Annotated in this window: 13 protein-coding genes; 5 read left to right on the top strand and 8 right to left on the bottom strand. The window is 48.1% G+C overall.

Going from position 1 to position 17,858, the window contains the following annotated elements; genetic code table 11:
• Positions 1-28: 28 nt before the first annotated feature.
• Positions 29-952, bottom strand: a complete 924-nt coding sequence (locus tag U2F10_RS29705; protein WP_499874079.1) for a ChaN family lipoprotein — start codon at positions 950-952, stop codon at positions 29-31.
• Between the two features lie 353 nt (positions 953-1,305).
• On the opposite strand from U2F10_RS29705, the gene U2F10_RS29700 reads away from it, so the two are divergent.
• Entirely contained in the window at positions 1,306-2,292 is a 987-nt protein-coding gene (locus U2F10_RS29700) for an aldo/keto reductase (protein ID WP_163702253.1), read from the top strand.
• Positions 2,293-3,048: 756 nt separating this feature from the next.
• Positions 3,049-3,243 carry a hypothetical protein gene (locus U2F10_RS29695; protein ID WP_499056905.1) on the top strand — a complete coding sequence of 65 codons (195 nt, stop codon included), beginning with the start codon at positions 3,049-3,051 and terminating at the stop codon, positions 3,241-3,243.
• A gap of 10 nt (positions 3,244-3,253) precedes the next feature.
• Here the strand turns inward: U2F10_RS29695 and U2F10_RS29690 are convergent, their stop codons facing one another.
• Positions 3,254-4,111 (bottom strand): inositol monophosphatase family protein, encoded by an 858-nt coding sequence (locus U2F10_RS29690; protein WP_163702249.1) that lies wholly within the window; start codon positions 4,109-4,111, stop codon positions 3,254-3,256.
• A gap of 47 nt (positions 4,112-4,158) precedes the next feature.
• The gene (locus U2F10_RS29685; RefSeq protein WP_499056906.1) at positions 4,159-4,839 is read right to left on the bottom strand and encodes a HEAT repeat domain-containing protein; all 681 of its coding nucleotides are present in this window, start codon (positions 4,837-4,839) and stop codon (positions 4,159-4,161) included.
• 87 nt (positions 4,840-4,926) lie between these two features.
• Here U2F10_RS29685 and U2F10_RS29680 point away from each other — a divergent pair, with 87 nt between their 5' ends.
• A complete protein-coding gene (locus U2F10_RS29680; protein WP_163660474.1) occupies positions 4,927-5,619 on the top strand; it encodes a lysophospholipid acyltransferase family protein in 693 nt (230 codons plus the stop codon).
• Here the strand turns inward: U2F10_RS29680 and ald are convergent.
• Entirely contained in the window at positions 5,616-6,695 is a 1,080-nt protein-coding gene (gene ald / locus U2F10_RS29675; RefSeq protein ID WP_163660476.1) for an alanine dehydrogenase, read from the bottom strand. The two genes, U2F10_RS29680 and ald, sit on opposite strands and share 4 nt — an antisense overlap.
• A gap of 200 nt (positions 6,696-6,895) precedes the next feature.
• Here ald and U2F10_RS29670 point away from each other — a divergent pair, with 200 nt between their 5' ends.
• Positions 6,896-7,066: a CAB/ELIP/HLIP family chlorophyll-binding protein gene (locus tag U2F10_RS29670; RefSeq protein WP_250566268.1), complete on the top strand. Its 171-nt coding sequence runs from the start codon at positions 6,896-6,898 to the stop codon at positions 7,064-7,066.
• Positions 7,067-7,408: 342 nt separating this feature from the next.
• Here the strand turns inward: U2F10_RS29670 and dnaK are convergent, their stop codons facing one another.
• Positions 7,409-9,319 (bottom strand): molecular chaperone DnaK, encoded by a 1,911-nt coding sequence (gene dnaK, locus U2F10_RS29665; protein WP_163660478.1) that lies wholly within the window; start codon positions 9,317-9,319, stop codon positions 7,409-7,411.
• Between the two features lie 250 nt (positions 9,320-9,569).
• Positions 9,570-10,487 (bottom strand): NAD-dependent epimerase/dehydratase family protein, encoded by a 918-nt coding sequence (locus U2F10_RS29660; RefSeq protein ID WP_499868464.1) that lies wholly within the window; start codon positions 10,485-10,487, stop codon positions 9,570-9,572.
• 519 nt (positions 10,488-11,006) lie between these two features.
• On the opposite strand from U2F10_RS29660, the gene U2F10_RS29655 reads away from it, so the two are divergent.
• Positions 11,007-15,002 (top strand): magnesium chelatase subunit H, encoded by a 3,996-nt coding sequence (locus U2F10_RS29655; protein WP_499874076.1) that lies wholly within the window; start codon positions 11,007-11,009, stop codon positions 15,000-15,002.
• Between the two features lie 528 nt (positions 15,003-15,530).
• Here the strand turns inward: U2F10_RS29655 and U2F10_RS29650 are convergent.
• Positions 15,531-16,964 carry a family 10 glycosylhydrolase gene (locus U2F10_RS29650; protein WP_499056910.1) on the bottom strand — a complete coding sequence of 478 codons (1,434 nt, stop codon included), beginning with the start codon at positions 16,962-16,964 and terminating at the stop codon, positions 15,531-15,533.
• Positions 16,965-17,207: 243 nt separating this feature from the next.
• Complete coding sequence (locus tag U2F10_RS29645; protein WP_163702243.1) at positions 17,208-17,528, bottom strand: hypothetical protein; 321 nt, start codon at positions 17,526-17,528, stop codon at positions 17,208-17,210.
• Positions 17,529-17,858 lie beyond the last annotated feature (330 nt).

The following is a 17,858-nucleotide window of genomic DNA, read 5'->3' as shown; positions in this document are numbered from 1 at the left end:
TTCTCCTTAGCCATAGGCCAGGAACACATTATTCTGTAGATTCAAATTCGGTCGATTCTGAAATCCAGAAAAAATCTGCTAGCTCAGGCGTTGTCGCTGGTGGGTTCAGGAGCACACTATAGGCCACCAGATCATCCCCCAGGCGTCGTTGCACCCGGCTAGGAATACCAAAACCAAAGACCACATGTCCTTCACCCGCTAACACAATCACTTGGGTATCGGGAGCAGTCGTAACGTAATCAGCGATGGTTTCAGCCATGGTTTCATCCCACAGCACCTGGGCAGCAAAGAAATTTTCAAAGCTGGGGCCGCTGTTGCCGTGACCGCCATGGTGACCAAATACTTGGGCGACCATCGCCTGATAGTTTTCATCACTGGTGTCAATGTCATCAATGGGAGGAATGTAGGTTAAATCGTCTCCCGTTAGGCTAGCTAAACCCTGCCTGGCAACCTTACGAGTAATTTCCCTGGGAGTATTCAGAGCAATCAACGGAATCTGATTGCTCTGAGCGTAGCGAATAATGGGGGCATAGAGCTCCCAGTCAAATCCCCAGCGGGTTTCGTATTCGCTTTGCTCTACCAGTTCTGCCTCAGTGATCTGACCAGCAATGTATTGATCTAACACTGACTGGAACGGACGCTGAAACATTTCCAGACCAATGGCAATATCACCATTGGCCCCATGCATCGCTTTGATGATTTCTAGCTGGGCCACGTGATCGGCTTTATCCGTATGGGTTTCACCCAGGTAAATCACGCTGGCATCGGTGAGCGCTGTCAGGATTTCTTGATGTGATTGCTCCCTGTCTGGCGCTGTTGGGGAGGTTTGTGCGATCGCATCCCCAGTTTCCATTGCCACTGATCTCACCGTTGAAAAAATATGATATTGTCCCAGACCTAGGCTGACCATCAACAACGCTGTTCCACCACCCAGTAGCCAGGAAAGTCGCACAGGCTAAACTCCATCAAAACGATTTATTAGACGTAGTCTAGCCCAGATTTTCTAAGGGCGGTTTTCGAGCAGCTTGATCTTGATATATAGGCAGTTCATACGTAGCAGTTCCCAGTTGAGATGAATACAGGCAGTGTGTAAGAGAGTTGAGTGGTGAATAGTGAACGGGGTGTATGCACGTCGGTGGGAATCGCGATAAAAAGTAGGAATAAAAAGTAGCACCCTAGAATTAAATCCATAGAAGCCCCAACGTGAGCGAGGTAAAAGAACACGCAAGGGATGATGAAAATCTCTTGCCAGGGTTGACTTCAAGCAGATAGGTTACTAATGTCGCATCCAAAGTCACTTAATTCATGACCGCCACTGCTGCCACCACAACAATTACGCTACCTGAAATGGGCTGTGGCACCTGGGCTTGGGGCAATCGCTTGTTCTGGGGCTATAACGAGAGTATGGATGCTGACCTGCAGCAGGTGTTCAACTGTTGCGTAGAAAATGGCGTCACACTATTTGATACAGGTGATTCCTATGGCACGGGTAAACTCAATGGTCAAAGTGAAAAACTGTTGGGGAAATTTAGCCAGGTCTATGAAGGCCCAAATAAAGAGAACATTTGTTTAGCCACCAAGCTAGCCGCTTATCCGTGGCGATTAACCCGAGGCATGATGGCCAACGCCGGGAGAGCTTCCAAAGAACGTATGGGTCGTCTGGATATTGCCCAGATGCACTGGCCCACTGCCAACTACTTTCCCTGGCAAGAAGGTCCCCTTTTAGATGGTCTGGCAGATCTATATGAGCAAGGTTTAGTCAAAGGCGTAGGACTGTCAAACTACGGTCCCAAACGTCTGCGCTGGGTGCATAAACGTTTTTCAGAACGGGGCATTCCAATCACCTCCTTACAGGTACAGTATTCGCTGTTATCGACCTATCCAGTGACCGAGTTAGGGTTAAAGGAACTCTGTGATGAACTGGGCATCCAGATGATTGCCTACAGCCCGCTTGGTTTGGGACTACTGACGGGTAAGTATGGGGAAAATACGCCTAAACCAAAAGGTTTTCGGGGTATTTTGTTTCGGCAATTACTGCCAGGCATTCAACCGTTGCTGGACTGTTTGCGAGAAGTGGCTACAGAGCGGGACAAGACTATGGCCCAAACGTCTCTTAATTGGTGTATCTGCAAAGGCACAACGCCAATTCCGGGGGCTAAAACGTTAGACCAAGCAAAGCAGAATATTGGTGCCATGGGATGGAGATTGAGCCCTAGCGAAGTGGATGAGCTCGATCGTGCTGCGGCTACCTCCGACAAGCAAATGGTGCAAAATATTTTTCAGACTCAGTGACTTTACCAGGCTGGCAGGTTTGGGTGGACGGGTAAGTGGGAGTGAGTATTAAGTCGCAAATTCGTCCCTCTCAGACAGATTCCGCATATTTCGCCACGAGATCGGCCATGTTCATAGGGAACCTTATAGTTACGTAAATCTAAGGGACTGGATATGCCCAACTAGCAAGTCATAGTCGGTTATGTGTAAAGTCTTAACTGCTTAGCGTGCCTCCAATCTAAGCCCAGAAGCTGGCTTTCTAGCTAAGCAAATTTAGGTTTTTAAGTCTATGGCCTGGCATTCGCCAGGCTCATTATGTCCCCAGTTAAATCGAGATTACGCTGGATAGTCGAATGGCTATCCTTTTTTTTGCCCTACAGCCATCCTTGGTCTTGAATGCATCCCATTGACTGGCACCTGAATGTATACGTAGCAATCCCTTCCTGGCTGTAGCCACATTAGGTAGTATCTTTGTCCTCATCACAATCTCTTTCTTCCGAGGTGAGGGACTTAGAGAGCAGATCCCCACTCTTTAATCTTCTCCGCCAACGCCCTTGGCTCCACATCATGTGCAGAAATTGGTTCTCCTAAAAGATTTCCATCGGGCGTATCACTTCATGCGGAGATATCAAGCTCTGCAATGTGCTTCTACCATACCCAAAGAAAACTTGATGGATTACGCAAAGCATCTGAGATTAAGTCGTTTATCTTGCATGTCTGGATGGTCTAAGAATTTTTCCATACGCTAACCTATGGATACCGAACGGCTACGGTCCCATGAATACTCTGCAAATCAAGCCTTCCACCACCCCCCTCGCCATTCAACTGCCAGGGATGACCCACCAGGGTTTTGTTGAGTTTTGTCTGGCTAATCGACCCGATCAAGCCGTCGTCACCATGGAGAACCCTGCAATTGTTAGCGGAGCCCCTGAGCTACCTGCCTTAACATTGACCATGAAGCAGATTTGGTAGAACAAATCGCTTACCCATAACTGGCTAATGCCTTCAATAGTTTTCCATGCACCTCCGGCGATGCCCCCACCACCACGCCAGGCCACTGATAGTCCTTACAAGCACTTAGTTCAGGTAAGGCATTGCCCTGATGATCGGTCACCACATAGCCCATCTCCTTTGCCATCCAGCTCAGTGCACCCCCATCAATAAACTTACCTGCCGCTAAAATCGCCCCGGTCAGGTCGCCCGTGAGTAAACCATTCGTATTAGGAATCGCCACCTCTCGGGAATAGTCAGTCTTAACGCAAATCGCCTCAAACTGTCCCTGTAAAGAATCCGCAAGGTGCGTCAGCGCCCAACTCAGCAAAACCTGATCCTTCGGTATGCCTATTTTTAATGGCTGACAGCTATCAAGGTCATCGGCTAGCGTGCCGTAAAATGTGCCCTGCCCCCGTAGACTGTAGTAAAACCGATCAAGCGCTGGACTCAAGGCTATAACCGCTTCAAAACCATCAGCATTGAGAACAGTCAGAATAATCTGATAATTCGGATGACCATCCATATAGAACCGAGTGCCGTCGATGGGATCAAGGGTGACTAAATAGTCATCCTGAGGGCCTAGCTTAATTGAACGGAAATACTTGGTGTTATAGGTTTTCTCAAACTCTTCACCATAGAAACGAATCTCTGGAAACAGTGATAACAAGGTCACCTCAATAAAGGTTTGAATGGAAAGATCTGCATCAGTTAGGGCCGTTGCAAAAAAGTTCTCCGAGTCAAACTTATCGGGATGAACTGCTATGCTGGCCTGGATTTTTCGAGCATAGCCTGCGGCTATTTTCAGGCTAGGCAATAGGGCCTCTAAAATTTCGCGTGGTGTGGGCATGGGGAATTTTGATGAATAATTTGTCGGGGCGTTTTTATGGGCGTTGCCTACAGACCACTACCCACCGAGGCATCTAATGCAGCCGCTACTACATAGTGATTTTCATCTTTTTGCAATTGCATTAATAGCCGCTTGGCTCGGGGATGATCGCACCCCGTCAGGGCAGTCGCCGACCGCCAACGATCGCGCCAAATTGGACTATTGGCTAACGCAGTCAATGCTTCTAACGCTTCAGCTTGCAGAGGCGACATCAACACCTGCCGCAGAGACAAAATCGCTGTTTCTTTAACGGTTTGAGTCGGATCATCTAATGCATTGAGCGAGACCTCAAGCAACACATCAAGATGGTTGCTTTCTTGCAAAATTGATAATACAGTCTGCCGCAAAAGCCAGTTGTCATTGGCCTCAAATAGCTGCGCTAAAAGCGGTATGGATATATCCCCAAATTCATAGAGGGAATTAGCCACCTCCGCCAGCACATTAGCATCCGTTTCTGTAGTCATTAACTCCTGCAAACTAGCCAATGCAGCGTCATCTGGAGCATGATTACCAAACCCCATTACTGCCAAACGTCTTAACAAAAAAGAGCTTTCTTTTGATAAACGCCGCAATATAGGCATAGCAATATCAGGAGATTTATTGGCTAGCGTATTTAACGCAATGATACGTATATTCAGCGCAGAAGACCGTAAATTATCCTCTAACTTGTTCAGTTCATCAGGGGTCATAGACGTTTTTGTTTTTGATGGGGGTTTCCCCCTGGAGGCGTTAGCCTATATGAAGTCAGGTTCACTCTTATTCTCAATGATGATGGTATGGATGTTCAAATAGCGGTCTACCATAGCCTGCGATGGTTGTTACGTCCTTTTTTATTGAGGGGAGTTGCGATCGCAACCCACGGCATCAACCATATTCCTCAGCGTGGCGCGGCCATCATTGTCTGCAACCATCGCTCTGATACCGACGGCCTACTCATTACCTTCGCCCTACCCCGCTACATTGCCTGGATGGTGGCCGATTACATGACAAACATCCCCGTTACCAGCCAGGTGCTCTCTCTAACCGGCATGGTCCCCGTCAAAACCGAAGGCTACCCAACACCGTCATCCATTAAGCAAGCGCTACATCGTTTACGACAGGGAAAACTACTCGGCATTTTTCCAGAAGGCGAAGACTATATCTTTGCCAATGACTTTGATGCCCCACTGGCTCAGCTACAATCAGGCTTCGCCCATCTGGCCTATGTAGCCCAGGTGCCGGTCATACCGACGATGATTGTACCCACAGCCGAGAAATTAGAACCGATTACCATCCCACCCGTTATACGCCCCCATCTAGAAAAGCACTACGACCTCACCCATGTTCAGTCCATCGTCCGTTATCGAGCCGCCGATATCAGAATTGGCAAAGCCATATCCCTTAACCCAGTAGCCCGCCTCGATAAACACGAACAAGTAGGCTGGCTACAAATGCAAACTCGCCAAGCCATGTTAAACCTGCAGAACTAAGACAAATCTGGAAACGTCGCCTTCACAGCTGGATGCACTAGCTGGTGATTTACCACATTCAGACCTTCCGCCAGAGCCGCATCTTTTTCCAACGCATCCAACCCCATATTGGCCAGAGTTAACACGTAAGGGAGAGTACTATTATTCAATGCTTCCGTTGCCGTACGGGGAACAGCACCTGGCATATTAGGCACACCGTAATGCAACACTTCCGACTCCACATACACCGGCTCACTATGGGATGTGGGTCGTACTGTTTCAATACAGCCCCCCTGATCAACCGCTACATCTACAATCACTGCCCCTTCAGGCATCTGCTCCACCAGCGTACGCGACACGAGTGTGGGCGATCGTCGGCCAGGCACCAAAACTGCACCAATCAGTAAATCAGCCTGGGAGACAGCCATTTCAATATTGGCGGAGTTGCTATAGAGCAACTGCACCCGCGAACCAAACAACTCTTCTAACTGATTGAGCCGATCTAGATTGATATCAATCAACGTCACTTGAGCCCCAAGACCCAAGGCCATTTTGGTGGCTTCAGTACCCACAACACCACCTCCCAGCACCACCACATGGCCTGGACGCACGCCTGGAATACCGCCTAGCAATACGCCACGCCCGCCCTGCTGCTTTTCTAAAAATCTGGCTCCAAACTGCACTGATAATCGCCCCGCAATAATGCTCATCGGGGTCAGTAATGGACGCTGATGATTTTTCTCGACGGTTTCATAGGCAATAGCTGTCGCACCACTGTGTATTAATGCTTCCGTCAGTTCGTGACTAGCAGCCAAATGTAAGTAGGTAAAGAGCAACTGTTCCTTTTGTAAATAGTCATATTCCTTGGGCAATGGTTCCTTTACCTTCACCACCATGGCCTGCTGCCAAGCCTCAGATGCTGTACCCAGGGTGGCTCCTGCCTGCTCGTAGTCAGTATTACTAAATCCCGCTCCTACTCCAGCATCAGCTTCGACGATAACTTGATGTTCATGTTCTGTGAGCACTCTGACACTGCCAGGACTCAAGCCGACTCGAAACTCCAGGTTTTTAACTTCTTTAGGCACTCCAATCTGCACAGGCACCTCCAAGCTGAAAGGGTTTGAATGCGCCCAATGCCAGAGTCATAGTCCTAGAATTGGCCGCTGATCTTAGCTTAGCTCTCCCACAAACAAGGTAGGGTCACCAATCAGACAGAACGATATTACCCAGGAAAATTCATTGACTAACTCTCCCTTTGATAGTGAGAATAAGTAGGTATGACGTAGCGCCTAACACCGTGACTGATATTAAGCCTTCCATGAGTCCTAAGCTGGAACGCCCCAAAAAAGGGTTTAACGAATATGCTGAGCAGCTCAATGGACGAGCTGCCATGGTGGGTTTCTTAATTTTGATTGCCATCGAGTATTTCACTGGCCAAAGCATCGTTTCGTTAATTGGCCTTAAATAACCCAATATCTTGGCTAAACCTCGGCATAGGCCGACACAATCTTAATGAGAGAAAAGCCACCAGCTAAGAACTAGCTAGTGGCTGCATTGAGGTGTGAGAAAAATAGACAAAACAGGCGTTAGAATCCACATTCAGCAAGGACAGTAACCTATTGGATTCGTTGTTAATTATTGGATGTGTCAATTTACTCACGGAGAGTGGGCTGAGAGTTCAGGTATCAATAGTTACAAAAAAAGGTGAATGGTAAAAACCATCCACCCCCTTGCTAGCCGGAGCAAGTTTGTCGGCTATGCCACGGCAGCTGTCCCAAGTCAGGTCAACTGCCGTGGTTCATCACAGGATTTACTTGTCACTTTCTTCTGAGAATTCAGCATCGATGACATCATCGTCACCACCACCGCTGGGAGCATCGCCGCCAGCAGCACCTGGGTCAGCTGCCGCAGCCGCTGCGTCAGCACCACCGTACATATTGCTGCTGAGTGCAAACAAGGCCTGCTGTAAGGACTCAGTGCCAGCCTTGATCTTAGCGGCATCATCAGATGCGATCGCATCCTTCAGGCCAGCGATCTCAGTTTCCACCTTGGACTTATCATCCTCAGAAATCTTATCGCCCAGTTCACCCATCTGCTTCTCAGCCTGGTAAACCAGAGAATCGGCCTGGTTTCTCACATCGATCTTCTCACGGCGCTCTTTATCAGCAGTGGAGTTTGCCTCTGCATCCCGCACCATCCGATCCACTTCGTCATCAGATAGGGTGGACGCACCAGTGATGCTAATGGACTGCTCCTTACCAGTGCCCTTATCCTTAGCAGTCACATTCAAGATACCGTTAGCATCGATATCAAACGTCACCTCAATCTGAGGTACACCACGGGGAGCAGGAGGAATTCCGTCTAGACGGAACACACCCAGGTCCTTGTTATCATTGGCCATCTCACGCTCACCTTGGAGAACGTGGATTTCAACATTGGTCTGCCCATCTACCGCTGTGGAGAACACCTCAGACTTCTTGGTAGGAATTGTGGTGTTTCTGGGGATGAGTTTGGTCATAACGCCACCCAGAGTTTCCACACCCAAGGATAGGGGGGTAACATCCAGCAGCAGGATGTCCTTAACTTCACCAGCCAGTACACCCCCCTGAATCGCTGCACCAATAGAAACAACTTCGTCAGGGTTAACGCTCTGGTTAGGCTCTTTACCCAGAATCTTAGTGACCAGTTCCTGAACCGCAGGAATACGGGTGGAACCACCCACCAGTACGATTTCGTTGATGTCGCCCTTGGCTAGCTTGGCATCACGAATCGCGTTCTCTACGGGCACACCGCAGCGGTCAATCAGGTCAGAGGCTAGCTCCTCAAACTTCGCCCGAGTTAGGGTCAAGTCCAAATGCTTAGGGCCATCCTGAGTTGCAGTAATAAAGGGTAGGTTGATTTCTGCCTGGGTAACGCTGGAAAGCTCAATCTTGGCTTTCTCAGCCGCCTCAGTTAGACGCTGTAGAGCCTGCTTATCCTTACGCAGATCAATGCCCTCTTGAGACATAAACTGCTCAGCTAGGTGATCGACGATCTTTTTATCAAAGTCATCACCCCCTAGGTGGGTGTCACCAGAAGTAGACAGTACTTCGAAGACACCGTCACCTACTTCCAGAATGGACACGTCGAAGGTACCACCACCCAAGTCAAAGACAAGAATGGTTTCGTTGCTCTTCTTATCAAGACCGTAAGCCAGTGCAGCGGCTGTAGGCTCGTTAATAATTCGCAGCACCTCAAGACCCGCGATCCGCCCCGCGTCTTTGGTTGCCTGACGCTGGGAGTCGTTAAAGTAAGCCGGAACAGTAATTACCGCTTGGGTAACTTGGTCGCCAAGGTATTTACTAGCATCGTCCGCTAGTTTACGTAGTACCTGGGCAGAAATTTCTTCAGGTGCAAATTGCTTGTCAGCGTTAGTGCACTCAATCTTGACGTTGCCGTTTACGTTAAGGACGTTGTAGGGCACTTCTGAGGATTCGTTGCTAACCTCATCGTTGCGACGACCAATGAAACGCTTTACAGAGTAAAACGTATTCATGGGGTTCATAACGGCCTGGCGCTTAGCGATCTGACCCACCAAGCGATCGCCACTCTTGGCATAGGCTACCACAGAGGGCGTAGTACGAAAGCCTTCTGCGTTTGCGATGACAGTGGGCTTACCCCCTTCCATTACAGCAACCACAGAGTTTGTGGTTCCTAAGTCAATTCCAACTACTTTTCCCATATCAATTGCTCCGGCGAATCATATCTTCGGCATTGCTGATCCTCGGAAGGATTTAATTTGGGAAACCCTGACCGACAGAATTAACTTCGGATCGGCACATCCAGCTAATCAGCAATAGCACCGCTTTTAATGTGAACCTCAAAATTGGTTTCTTAAAAGCTCATTACTATAGTGCTAATCCAGAGCAATTCTCTGAAGGGGGGGTTACCGAACCTGGATTTCGGTTATGGGGCGGGTTGGCAGCCTAAAACTAGACAGATGTCAAAATCTGATCGTCTAATTCAAAGTCCACAGCCTGCTCTGACCGGCAGTAATCATTTTGATAGGAATCCTTAAGGCCATGGACCAGGCTATATTTTGGCGTCCAACCTAGATCGCTTTGAGCTTTACCAATGGACGTAAAGAAATGCTGAACTCTCATGGGAAATGCTTTGCGCTTACCAAAGTCAAACTGATTTGGCTCGTAGTGGCGAATATCTGGCACAGGTTTACCCATGGCCTCAGCACAGGCATGGGCAAGACCATCAAAGGTAACGTAGCGCTCACCTGAGATATTGTAGACCTGCCCAATCGCTTTGGGATTACCGAGCACAGAAACCATGGCTTGGGCTAAGTCTTCACAATGTCCTAGCTGAGTAATGGCTTTGCCATTACCGGGAATGGGCATTGGTCTGTCATGACTAATGCGGTCAAAGAACCATTTTTCTAGAGGATTATAGTTCTGAGGACCATAGATGTAGACAGGGCGAATAGCGGTAAAGGGGACTCCCTGCTCGATTAAATAGTCTTCGGTGTGGTGTTTACCTTTGTGCCGACTGTTAGGGTCCACAGGGTCGCCTTCGACATGGGGCATCTGCTCGCTTTTGAGATACACACCGGCTGAGCTGACATAGATAAACTGCTGTACTGTGCCACCAAATAACTCGACTAGGGGCTGGGTATCGCCAAGCTCACGACCATTGTTGTCGTAAATGGCATCAAAGGTTTTGCCAGCGAGGGCGGCTTTGAGATCTTCGGGGGATTTGCGATCGCACCTCACCACCTCCACACCATCAGGTGCAGGACGATTTCCGCGATTCAGCAACGTTACCCTATGACCTGCCGCCAATAGCAATCGGGTCAGATACACCCCAATAAATCGCGTCCCACCCATCACCAAAATCCGCATAGTCAACCCCAAAAAACAAACGGCGAACATCTCTTACACATCAAATCTTATGGAAGATTGCTGCAGTAAAAACGTGAGCCCAAGAAAACGAGACAAATCCAAAAGAATAGCCAAAACCTACAAAATATGACTTTTGTCAATCATTATCTTTTTGCTTTATTTGAAGTATAAGAATTAGTAACACTCTCACTTTTTGTAACGAATTCGTTACAAAAAGTGAGAGTCAATATGTCATTTTGTATCGCATCTATGGCTGTATCCCTAGTCAGCAGGGATTTTCTGATACAAACACAATAGGTTTAAAAACCTATTCAGATGTTATGGAATGTTTCTCAATACAGTAATCAATGCACTTTTGTAAAGCGTGTTTCAAACGTTTTTGTGATTACTGGGTCAATTGCGATTTCCTAATCAGTCCAACCGGTAGCAATGCCCTAGGTTTTCCTGGGTTTCAAATGCTAGGCGGCAGTCATCACCCCCCATTGCAAGCGAGCACACACAGAGGAAGGAGTAAACTGCATGTTCACCAACGTCAAGCCCACTGTGAGACATATCTCACCCGAGAACCTTGGCGAACGGTCCTTGATGAAAGTGGTCTACGTCGTCTTAGAGCCACAGTATCAAAGCGCTCTGTCAGCAGCTGTTAAATCCATCAACGCTAATAATCCCCACATAGCAGTAGAAGTTAGCGGTTATCTAATTGAGGAACTTCGCGATAGTAACAATTACGAAGCATTTAAGAAGGATGTTTCTGAAGCCAACGTCTTTGTTGCTTCCCTAATCTTTATTGAGGAACTGGCCGAGAAAGTTGCCGCTGCTGTTAAGCCTCACCGTGACAATCTTGACGTGGCCGTGGTTTTCCCATCCATGCCCCAGGTGATGCGCCTCAACAAAATGGGCAGCTTCTCCATGGCTCAGTTGGGTCAGTCCAAGAGTGCCATTGGCGAATTCATGAAAAAGCGTCGCCAAAAGCAGGGTGGCAGCTTTGAAGATGCCATGCTCAAGCTTTTGCGCACTCTGCCCAAGGTGCTCAAGTATCTCCCCGTAGACAAAGCTCAAGATGCCCGTAACTTCATGCTCAGCTTCCAGTACTGGCTGGGCGGTTCTCCTGAGAACCTGGAGAACTTCATGCTCATGTTGGCCGATCGCTACATGTTCGGCGATAAGCAAATCGAAGGTGCTCCTCAAAATATGGAGTACAACGAGCCTGTCACTTATCCCGATACCGGCATCTGGCACCCCCTTGCTCCTTGCATGTATGAAGATGTCAAGGAATACCTTAACTGGTATAGCTTCCGCCAGGATTTACCTGCGTCCCATAAACGGGACCAAGCTCCCTGCGTTGGTATTGTTCTACAGCGCACCCACCTAGTTACCGGTGATGAAGCACACTATGTATCCATGGTGCAGGAGCTGGAGTACCTAGGCGCTCGAGTGATCCCCGTCTTTGCTGGCGGACTTGACTTCTCTAAACCTGTGGAGCAGTTCTTCTACGAACCTGTTACTCAAGAGCCCCTGGTTGATTCCGTTATTTCTCTAACTGGTTTTGCCCTGGTAGGTGGCCCTGCTCGTCAAGATCATCCCAAGGCGATTGAGTCACTCCAGAAGCTGAATCGCCCCTATATGGTGGCTCTTCCCCTAGTCTTTCAAACCACTGAAGAGTGGGAAGGTAGCGATCTAGGTCTGCACCCCATTCAGGTAGCTCTACAGATGGCAATTCCTGAGTTAGATGGAGCCATTGATCCGATTGTGGTTTCTGGCCGTGATGGCATGACCGGTCGTGCTATTACTCTGCAAGATCGGGTAGAAATTATTTCCCAGCGTGCTCTGAAATGGGCCAACCTACGTCGTGTCAAACGTGCCAATAAAAAGCTAGCCATTACCGTCTTTAGTTTCCCCCCCGACAAGGGTAACGTCGGTACTGCTGCCTATCTAAACGTCTTTGGCTCCATCTATGAAGCCATGGTCGAAATGAAAGAGCAGGGCTACACCATCGAAGGCATGCCTGAGTCGGCAGAAGCTTTGATGCTGGAAGTTATCAATGATGCCCAGGCTCAATACAATAGCCCTGAACTCAATGTTGCTTACCGCATGTCAGTGGCTGAGTACGAAAAACTGACTCCTTACTCAGAGCGCTTAGAAGAGAACTGGGGACCACCGCCAGGCACCCTCAATACTGACGGCCAGAATCTGTTGGTATACGGTAAGACCTTCGGAAACTTGTTTATCGGTGTACAACCCACCTTTGGTTACGAAGGTGACCCCATGCGGTTGTTGTTCTCACGGTCCGCTAGCCCCCACCATGGCTTTGCCGCTTACTACACCTTTATCGAAAAGATTTGGAAGGCAGATGCAGTTCTGCATTTTGGTACCCATGGCTCCCTGGAGTTTATGCCTGGCAAGCAAATGGGTATGTCAGGGCAGTGCTACCCCGACAACCTCATCGGCAGTACTCCAAACCTCTACTACTACGCTGCCAACAATCCCTCTGAGGCTACCATTGCTAAGCGTCGTGGCTATGCAGAAACCATCAGCTACCTGACACCGCCTGCTGAGAATGCAGGTTTGTACAAGGGGCTGAAGGAGCTAAGCGAGCTGATTGGTTCGTACCAGGGGCTTAAAGAAGGCGGTCGAGCGATTTCTATTGTCAATGCCATCATTGAGAAGGCACGCCAAGTCAACTTAGATCGCGATGTTGTCCTTCCTGATGTAGAAGACGCTAGCGAAATTAGTAAAGACGACCGCGACACCCTGGTGGGCAAGATTTACATCAAGTTGATGGAAATCGAATCTCGGCTGCTACCCTGTGGTCTCCATGTCATCGGCAAGCCCCCTACAGCAGAGGAAGCCGTAGCCACCCTGGTAAATATTGCAGGTCTCGACCGTGAAGAGGAAGGTTTTAAGAGTCTTCAGCGCATCATTTCGGAGAGTCTTGATCGAGATATCGATGAAATCTACAACAACAGCGATCTGGGCGTCTTAGATGATGTACAGCTGCTGTACGAAATCAATGAAGCGACCCGTGCCGCTGTTGGTGCCATTGTTAATGAACAATTGGACGATGAGGGTCGAGTATCCCTGAAGACCATGCTGAAGTTCTTTAACTTTGGTAAGCGCCAGGATCCTTGGGTGGAAGCGCTTCACAATCTTGGCTACAAAAATGTAGACGAGGAAGCTCTTAAGCCTTTGTTTGAGTATCTACAGTTCTGTCTGAAGCAGGTTGTTGCCGATAACGAGCTGTCTTCTTTACTCAGAGCACTAGATGGAGATTACATCCTACCTGGCCCTGGTGGTGACCCCATTCGTAACCCAGATGTATTGCCTACCGGCAAAAACATCCACGCCCTGGACCCTCAGTCCATTCCTACCACCGCAGCTGTTCAGTCTGCCAAGGTGGTGGTTGATCGCCTACTAGAGCGTCAGCGCCAGGACAATGGCGGTCAATATCCTGAGACAATTGCTTCTGTTCTTTGGGGAACTGACAACATTAAAACCTACGGTGAGTCCCTAGCTCAGATGCTTTGGTTCGTTGGGGTTAAGCCAGTACCTGATGCCCTAGGCCGCGTGAATAAGCTGGAGATTGTTCCTCTAGAAGAGCTAGGTCGTCCCCGGATTGACGTGGTGATTAACTGTTCTGGCGTATTCCGCGACTTGTTCGTCAACCAGATGGCTCTGCTAGATCGGGCTGTGAAAATGGCTGCTGAAGCCGATGAGCCTCTGGAAATGAACTTCGTTCGCAAGCATGCTTTGAAGCAGGCTGAGGAAATGGGGCTATCAGTACGAGAAGCAGCGACTCGCATCTTCTCAAATGCTTCTGGTTCCTATGCTGCTAACGTTAACCTGGCGGTTGAGAACAGTAGCTGGGAGGAGGAGTCTGAGCTTCAGGAAATGTACCTCAAGCGTAAGTCCTTTGCTTTCAACTCAGACAATCCGGGTGTGATGGACCAGTCCCGTGATTTGTTTGAGGCGTCCCTAAAAACAGCTGATGTTACTTTCCAGAATCTAGATTCTTCGGAAATTTCTCTAACTGACGTTTCCCACTACTTTGATTCTGACCCCACTAAGGTGATTGGTCAGCTACGGGGTGACGGGACAAAGCCTGCTTCCTTTGTGGCAGATACGACTACAGCAAATGCTCAAGTCAGAACCCTTTCGGAAACTGTTCGTTTAGACTCTCGGACTAAACTGCTAAATCCGAAGTGGTACGAGGGCATGCTAGCCAACGGCTACGAAGGTGTGCGTGAGTTATCTAACCGCTTGGTGAACACCATGGGATGGTCAGCGACTGCTGATGCTGTGGATAACTGGGTTTATGAAGATGCCAACACCACATTTATCCAGGATGAGGAGATGTGTAAGCGACTCATGGATTTGAATCCCAACTCATTCCGTCGCATGGTAACAACACTGTTGGAAGTCAATGGTCGAGGCTATTGGGAAACTAGCGACGACAACATCGAACGTTTACAGGAGCTCTATGAAGAAGTAGAGAACCGTATTGAGGGTGTTGAGTAAACGATTAATACATTCCTGAGCAAGGCATTATTATCAGCCCAACACAACCTTAATTATTAATTAATCCATAAAAAGCCCCTTTAGACTCTTTAGGTCTAAAGGGGTTTTTTATAAAGGTGTTATACAAAATCCTGACTGATAGCGCCCGGTACCGAGGGACATCCACAAGGGAGTAACCCTACAGGATTATCCATTTTTAATCGGGCTTAATGAATTCGGATTGGGTAGTAGATTCTTTAGGAAAGGTCTAAATTCACATCTGTAAACAACTCTGTGATGTGACACTTTCATTTACGTAACATGACCAGTCGCAGAGCTGGGGAGACCCCCATAAGCTAAGTAGCCATGATGTGTGAGGGTAACTATCATGAGACAGCGTTTATGGCATGCTCTAGTTATCACGTTTGGCCTTTACTTACTTTTTGTTTGCCAATCTTTGGACGATATACCGTCCTTAAAGAGAACGAAACTTAACAATAACTTTCACGAAATGCTATCGCAGCTTCTTCTTTAAAGAAGGCATTTGAGCTACGGCAATTCACAAAACTTTCTGACTCGGTCAAATTCTGGGTCTTGCCAAGAATAGGCAAAATGGCTCACTGAATTAATATTTGGGGTTGCTTGCTGAAGCGCTGACATCTGAGCTTCTAAGGAGGGTCTGTTATTAATTGATTTACCCCATACGCCTGCCAATGCAGGACGCACATTATTAGCACTGTTCTGCCGTAGTACCATTTGCACCTCTTGCACAATGCAGCGGGTGTTACCGCAGATACTGTAGGCCATTGGATGCCAGCTCATGGATGTGGGAAAACGATTCCAGTGTTGCAAGCGGGAGTCATACCCTTGAGTGCCTACAGGCTGATTGGCTGTGGGGAAAAAGACCACACCTGTTGGAATATTTTGTTGTCTTACGGGTTGGCTAACTGTGGTGAGAAAGTCAATGACTCCCTGCACAGCATGGGCAACACTTAAACGCCACAGCTCTAACTGTAGAGCAGGGCGACGGACTGAAGCTGGCACATCGCTCGTGCTGTTGGCTTGTCGTCGGCTTTGCCACAGCGGTTCAGCTTCATTGGGAAATTGCCTATCAACTCGTTCTAAATCGCCCTCTGTTAAGTATCCTCGGGTGAGAAACTGTCGAATCAGTTCTCTACCTTTATTATTTACGGCTCTCTGAAGTAGGGAATTTTGGGCCGCAGTGCCATAAATCCAGAGATCACTAACTTGACCTGCAACAGAGTAACTGCCAAGGCCTCGGGGATATCGAATGTAGTCAAAAAGTACGCCATCTGGCCTGCGTTGCAATATTTCCTGCAACATGCGCAAATAGTCGTTCTGGGCTTGGTAGTTATAGGGGTCGATAAAGATTTCTTCTGGATTATTACTACCGCCGCGACTGGCAAATGCTGAGGTCGTTTCACCGTTACCATTACGGGCCAGTACCTGCTGACGATCTCGACGTTGGCCATAGGAATAACCAAAATTCATGGTGAACATCCAGGCATGTACTTTGAGACCTCGCTTACGACCTGCTGCGATCGCATCTGCTAACAAATCACGGTTTTCATAGCCGCGCTGTTGCACAACACTGGGCCAGGCAGTGCGATTATCTCGCTTAGGAAGCAGCACCTGACCGTTGTAAAACACCTCGACATAGATCTCGGTATAGCCCAAATTAATGACTCGATCCATTAGAGCATCCAGCACTCCGGGCCTTAAATCACAGGGGTATAAACGAATCCAAGTCGCTTGCTGACGAGGCCATTGACGCTGCCGACAGGTTTGCAACATATCTGAATGACGTTTGAGCAGATCGCGATACTGTGCGATCGCAACGGCATCTCCATTGGCCGCTTGTTGTCTCACAGCTTCCTTAGCATCAACCTCAGCTTGAGATAGCTGACAATATTGGTTGAGGTCACCAGCTTGCGCGAAGCCAGGCATCGGGCGATGCACCATAACTCCCCCCAGCAAGACCAACAAACCGCACCACAAACGTTGGCTCTTGCTCAAATGCCTAAGACATACCATAGCTATGAACAATTACGATGAACAACTAAAAAGAGCTACTGCAAAAATCTACTGAGTTGTGTCATCAGCTCCTTGAGCTGCTGCGAAATAGACATTCAACCATTAAAAACTGAGGGATTATATCACTCTTTGGTAAATGTTGATTTTATATATGTTTATGTTTCTCTGTAGTTAATCTTCAGATGCCTCTAATGTGGATTCATCCTCTAACGTTGCGAGTAATTGCGTGAGTTTTATTCGTTGAATATAGGGCCACCCACCATTGAGCTCAATATCTCGCAGTAGATGATACAAATGTTGTCGATTAGTTGGCAATGAGTCTTGAAAGAGCGTTTCACGGATATCACGATGCAGCTCTTCCAATTGTCTTAAAATCCCTAAGAGAGCCGCACAATCTTTTTCCCTCTTTTGAGCTGCTAATTTGACAGCTAGTCGAATTTCATCAATATCAGCAGCTTGCGCTTTAGAGTTATCAGAAGAGTACAATTCCATCTAGATACAATGCCTTTCGTTGATATCACCGAAACCGGAAGGTGCAGATAGTGTAGCCCAAATTCTTCCAGTCATCTGGTCCATCACCAGCCTTCCAATGTTAACCAATGCACCAGATTTAGCAATTTTCAGAACTCACCGGGGACTCGTCCGTGTAAAATACTTTCGGAAAGGTTAGTTGGCTATTCTGAGGGCGACTTCGGTAAGCCTTGATGAATGGTTTTCTATTTAAAAGGAAGACTTCAGGCATAGGCAACGTCATAAAACCTTAGTCGGTTCTATAACCACTGACAAATTTTCTTACATAAATCTTTTTTGTTTGAGGTTTAC

Source organism: Leptothoe sp. EHU-05/26/07-4 (assembly GCF_043421015.1).
Taxonomy (GTDB): Bacteria; Cyanobacteriota; Cyanobacteriia; order Phormidesmidales; family Phormidesmidaceae; genus Leptothoe; species Leptothoe turfae.
Note: the sequence above shows the minus strand (reverse complement) of the source record. Positions and strands in the feature narration are given on the sequence as shown.

What these genes read in the sequence shown, in the direction of transcription:
- U2F10_RS29700 (WP_163702253.1), top strand. Translation starts at nt 1,306, where the DNA reads ATGACCGCCACTGCTGCCACCACAACAATTACGCTACCTGAAATGGGC.
- U2F10_RS29695 (WP_499056905.1), top strand. Translation starts at nt 3,049, where the DNA reads ATGAATACTCTGCAAATCAAGCCTTCCACCACCCCCCTCGCCATTCAA.
- U2F10_RS29690 (WP_163702249.1), bottom strand. Translation starts at nt 4,111, where the DNA reads ATGCCCACACCACGCGAAATTTTAGAGGCCCTATTGCCTAGCCTGAAA.
- U2F10_RS29685 (WP_499056906.1), bottom strand. Translation starts at nt 4,839, where the DNA reads ATGACCCCTGATGAACTGAACAAGTTAGAGGATAATTTACGGTCTTCT.
- U2F10_RS29680 (WP_163660474.1), top strand. Translation starts at nt 4,927, where the DNA reads ATGGATGTTCAAATAGCGGTCTACCATAGCCTGCGATGGTTGTTACGT.
- dnaK (WP_163660478.1), bottom strand. Translation starts at nt 9,319, where the DNA reads ATGGGAAAAGTAGTTGGAATTGACTTAGGAACCACAAACTCTGTGGTT.
- U2F10_RS29660 (WP_499868464.1), bottom strand. Translation starts at nt 10,487, where the DNA reads ATGCGGATTTTGGTGATGGGTGGGACGCGATTTATTGGGGTGTATCTG.
- U2F10_RS29655 (WP_499874076.1), top strand. Translation starts at nt 11,007, where the DNA reads ATGTTCACCAACGTCAAGCCCACTGTGAGACATATCTCACCCGAGAAC.
- U2F10_RS29650 (WP_499056910.1), bottom strand. Translation starts at nt 16,964, where the DNA reads ATGGTGCATCGCCCGATGCCTGGCTTCGCGCAAGCTGGTGACCTCAAC.
- U2F10_RS29645 (WP_163702243.1), bottom strand. Translation starts at nt 17,528, where the DNA reads ATGGAATTGTACTCTTCTGATAACTCTAAAGCGCAAGCTGCTGATATT.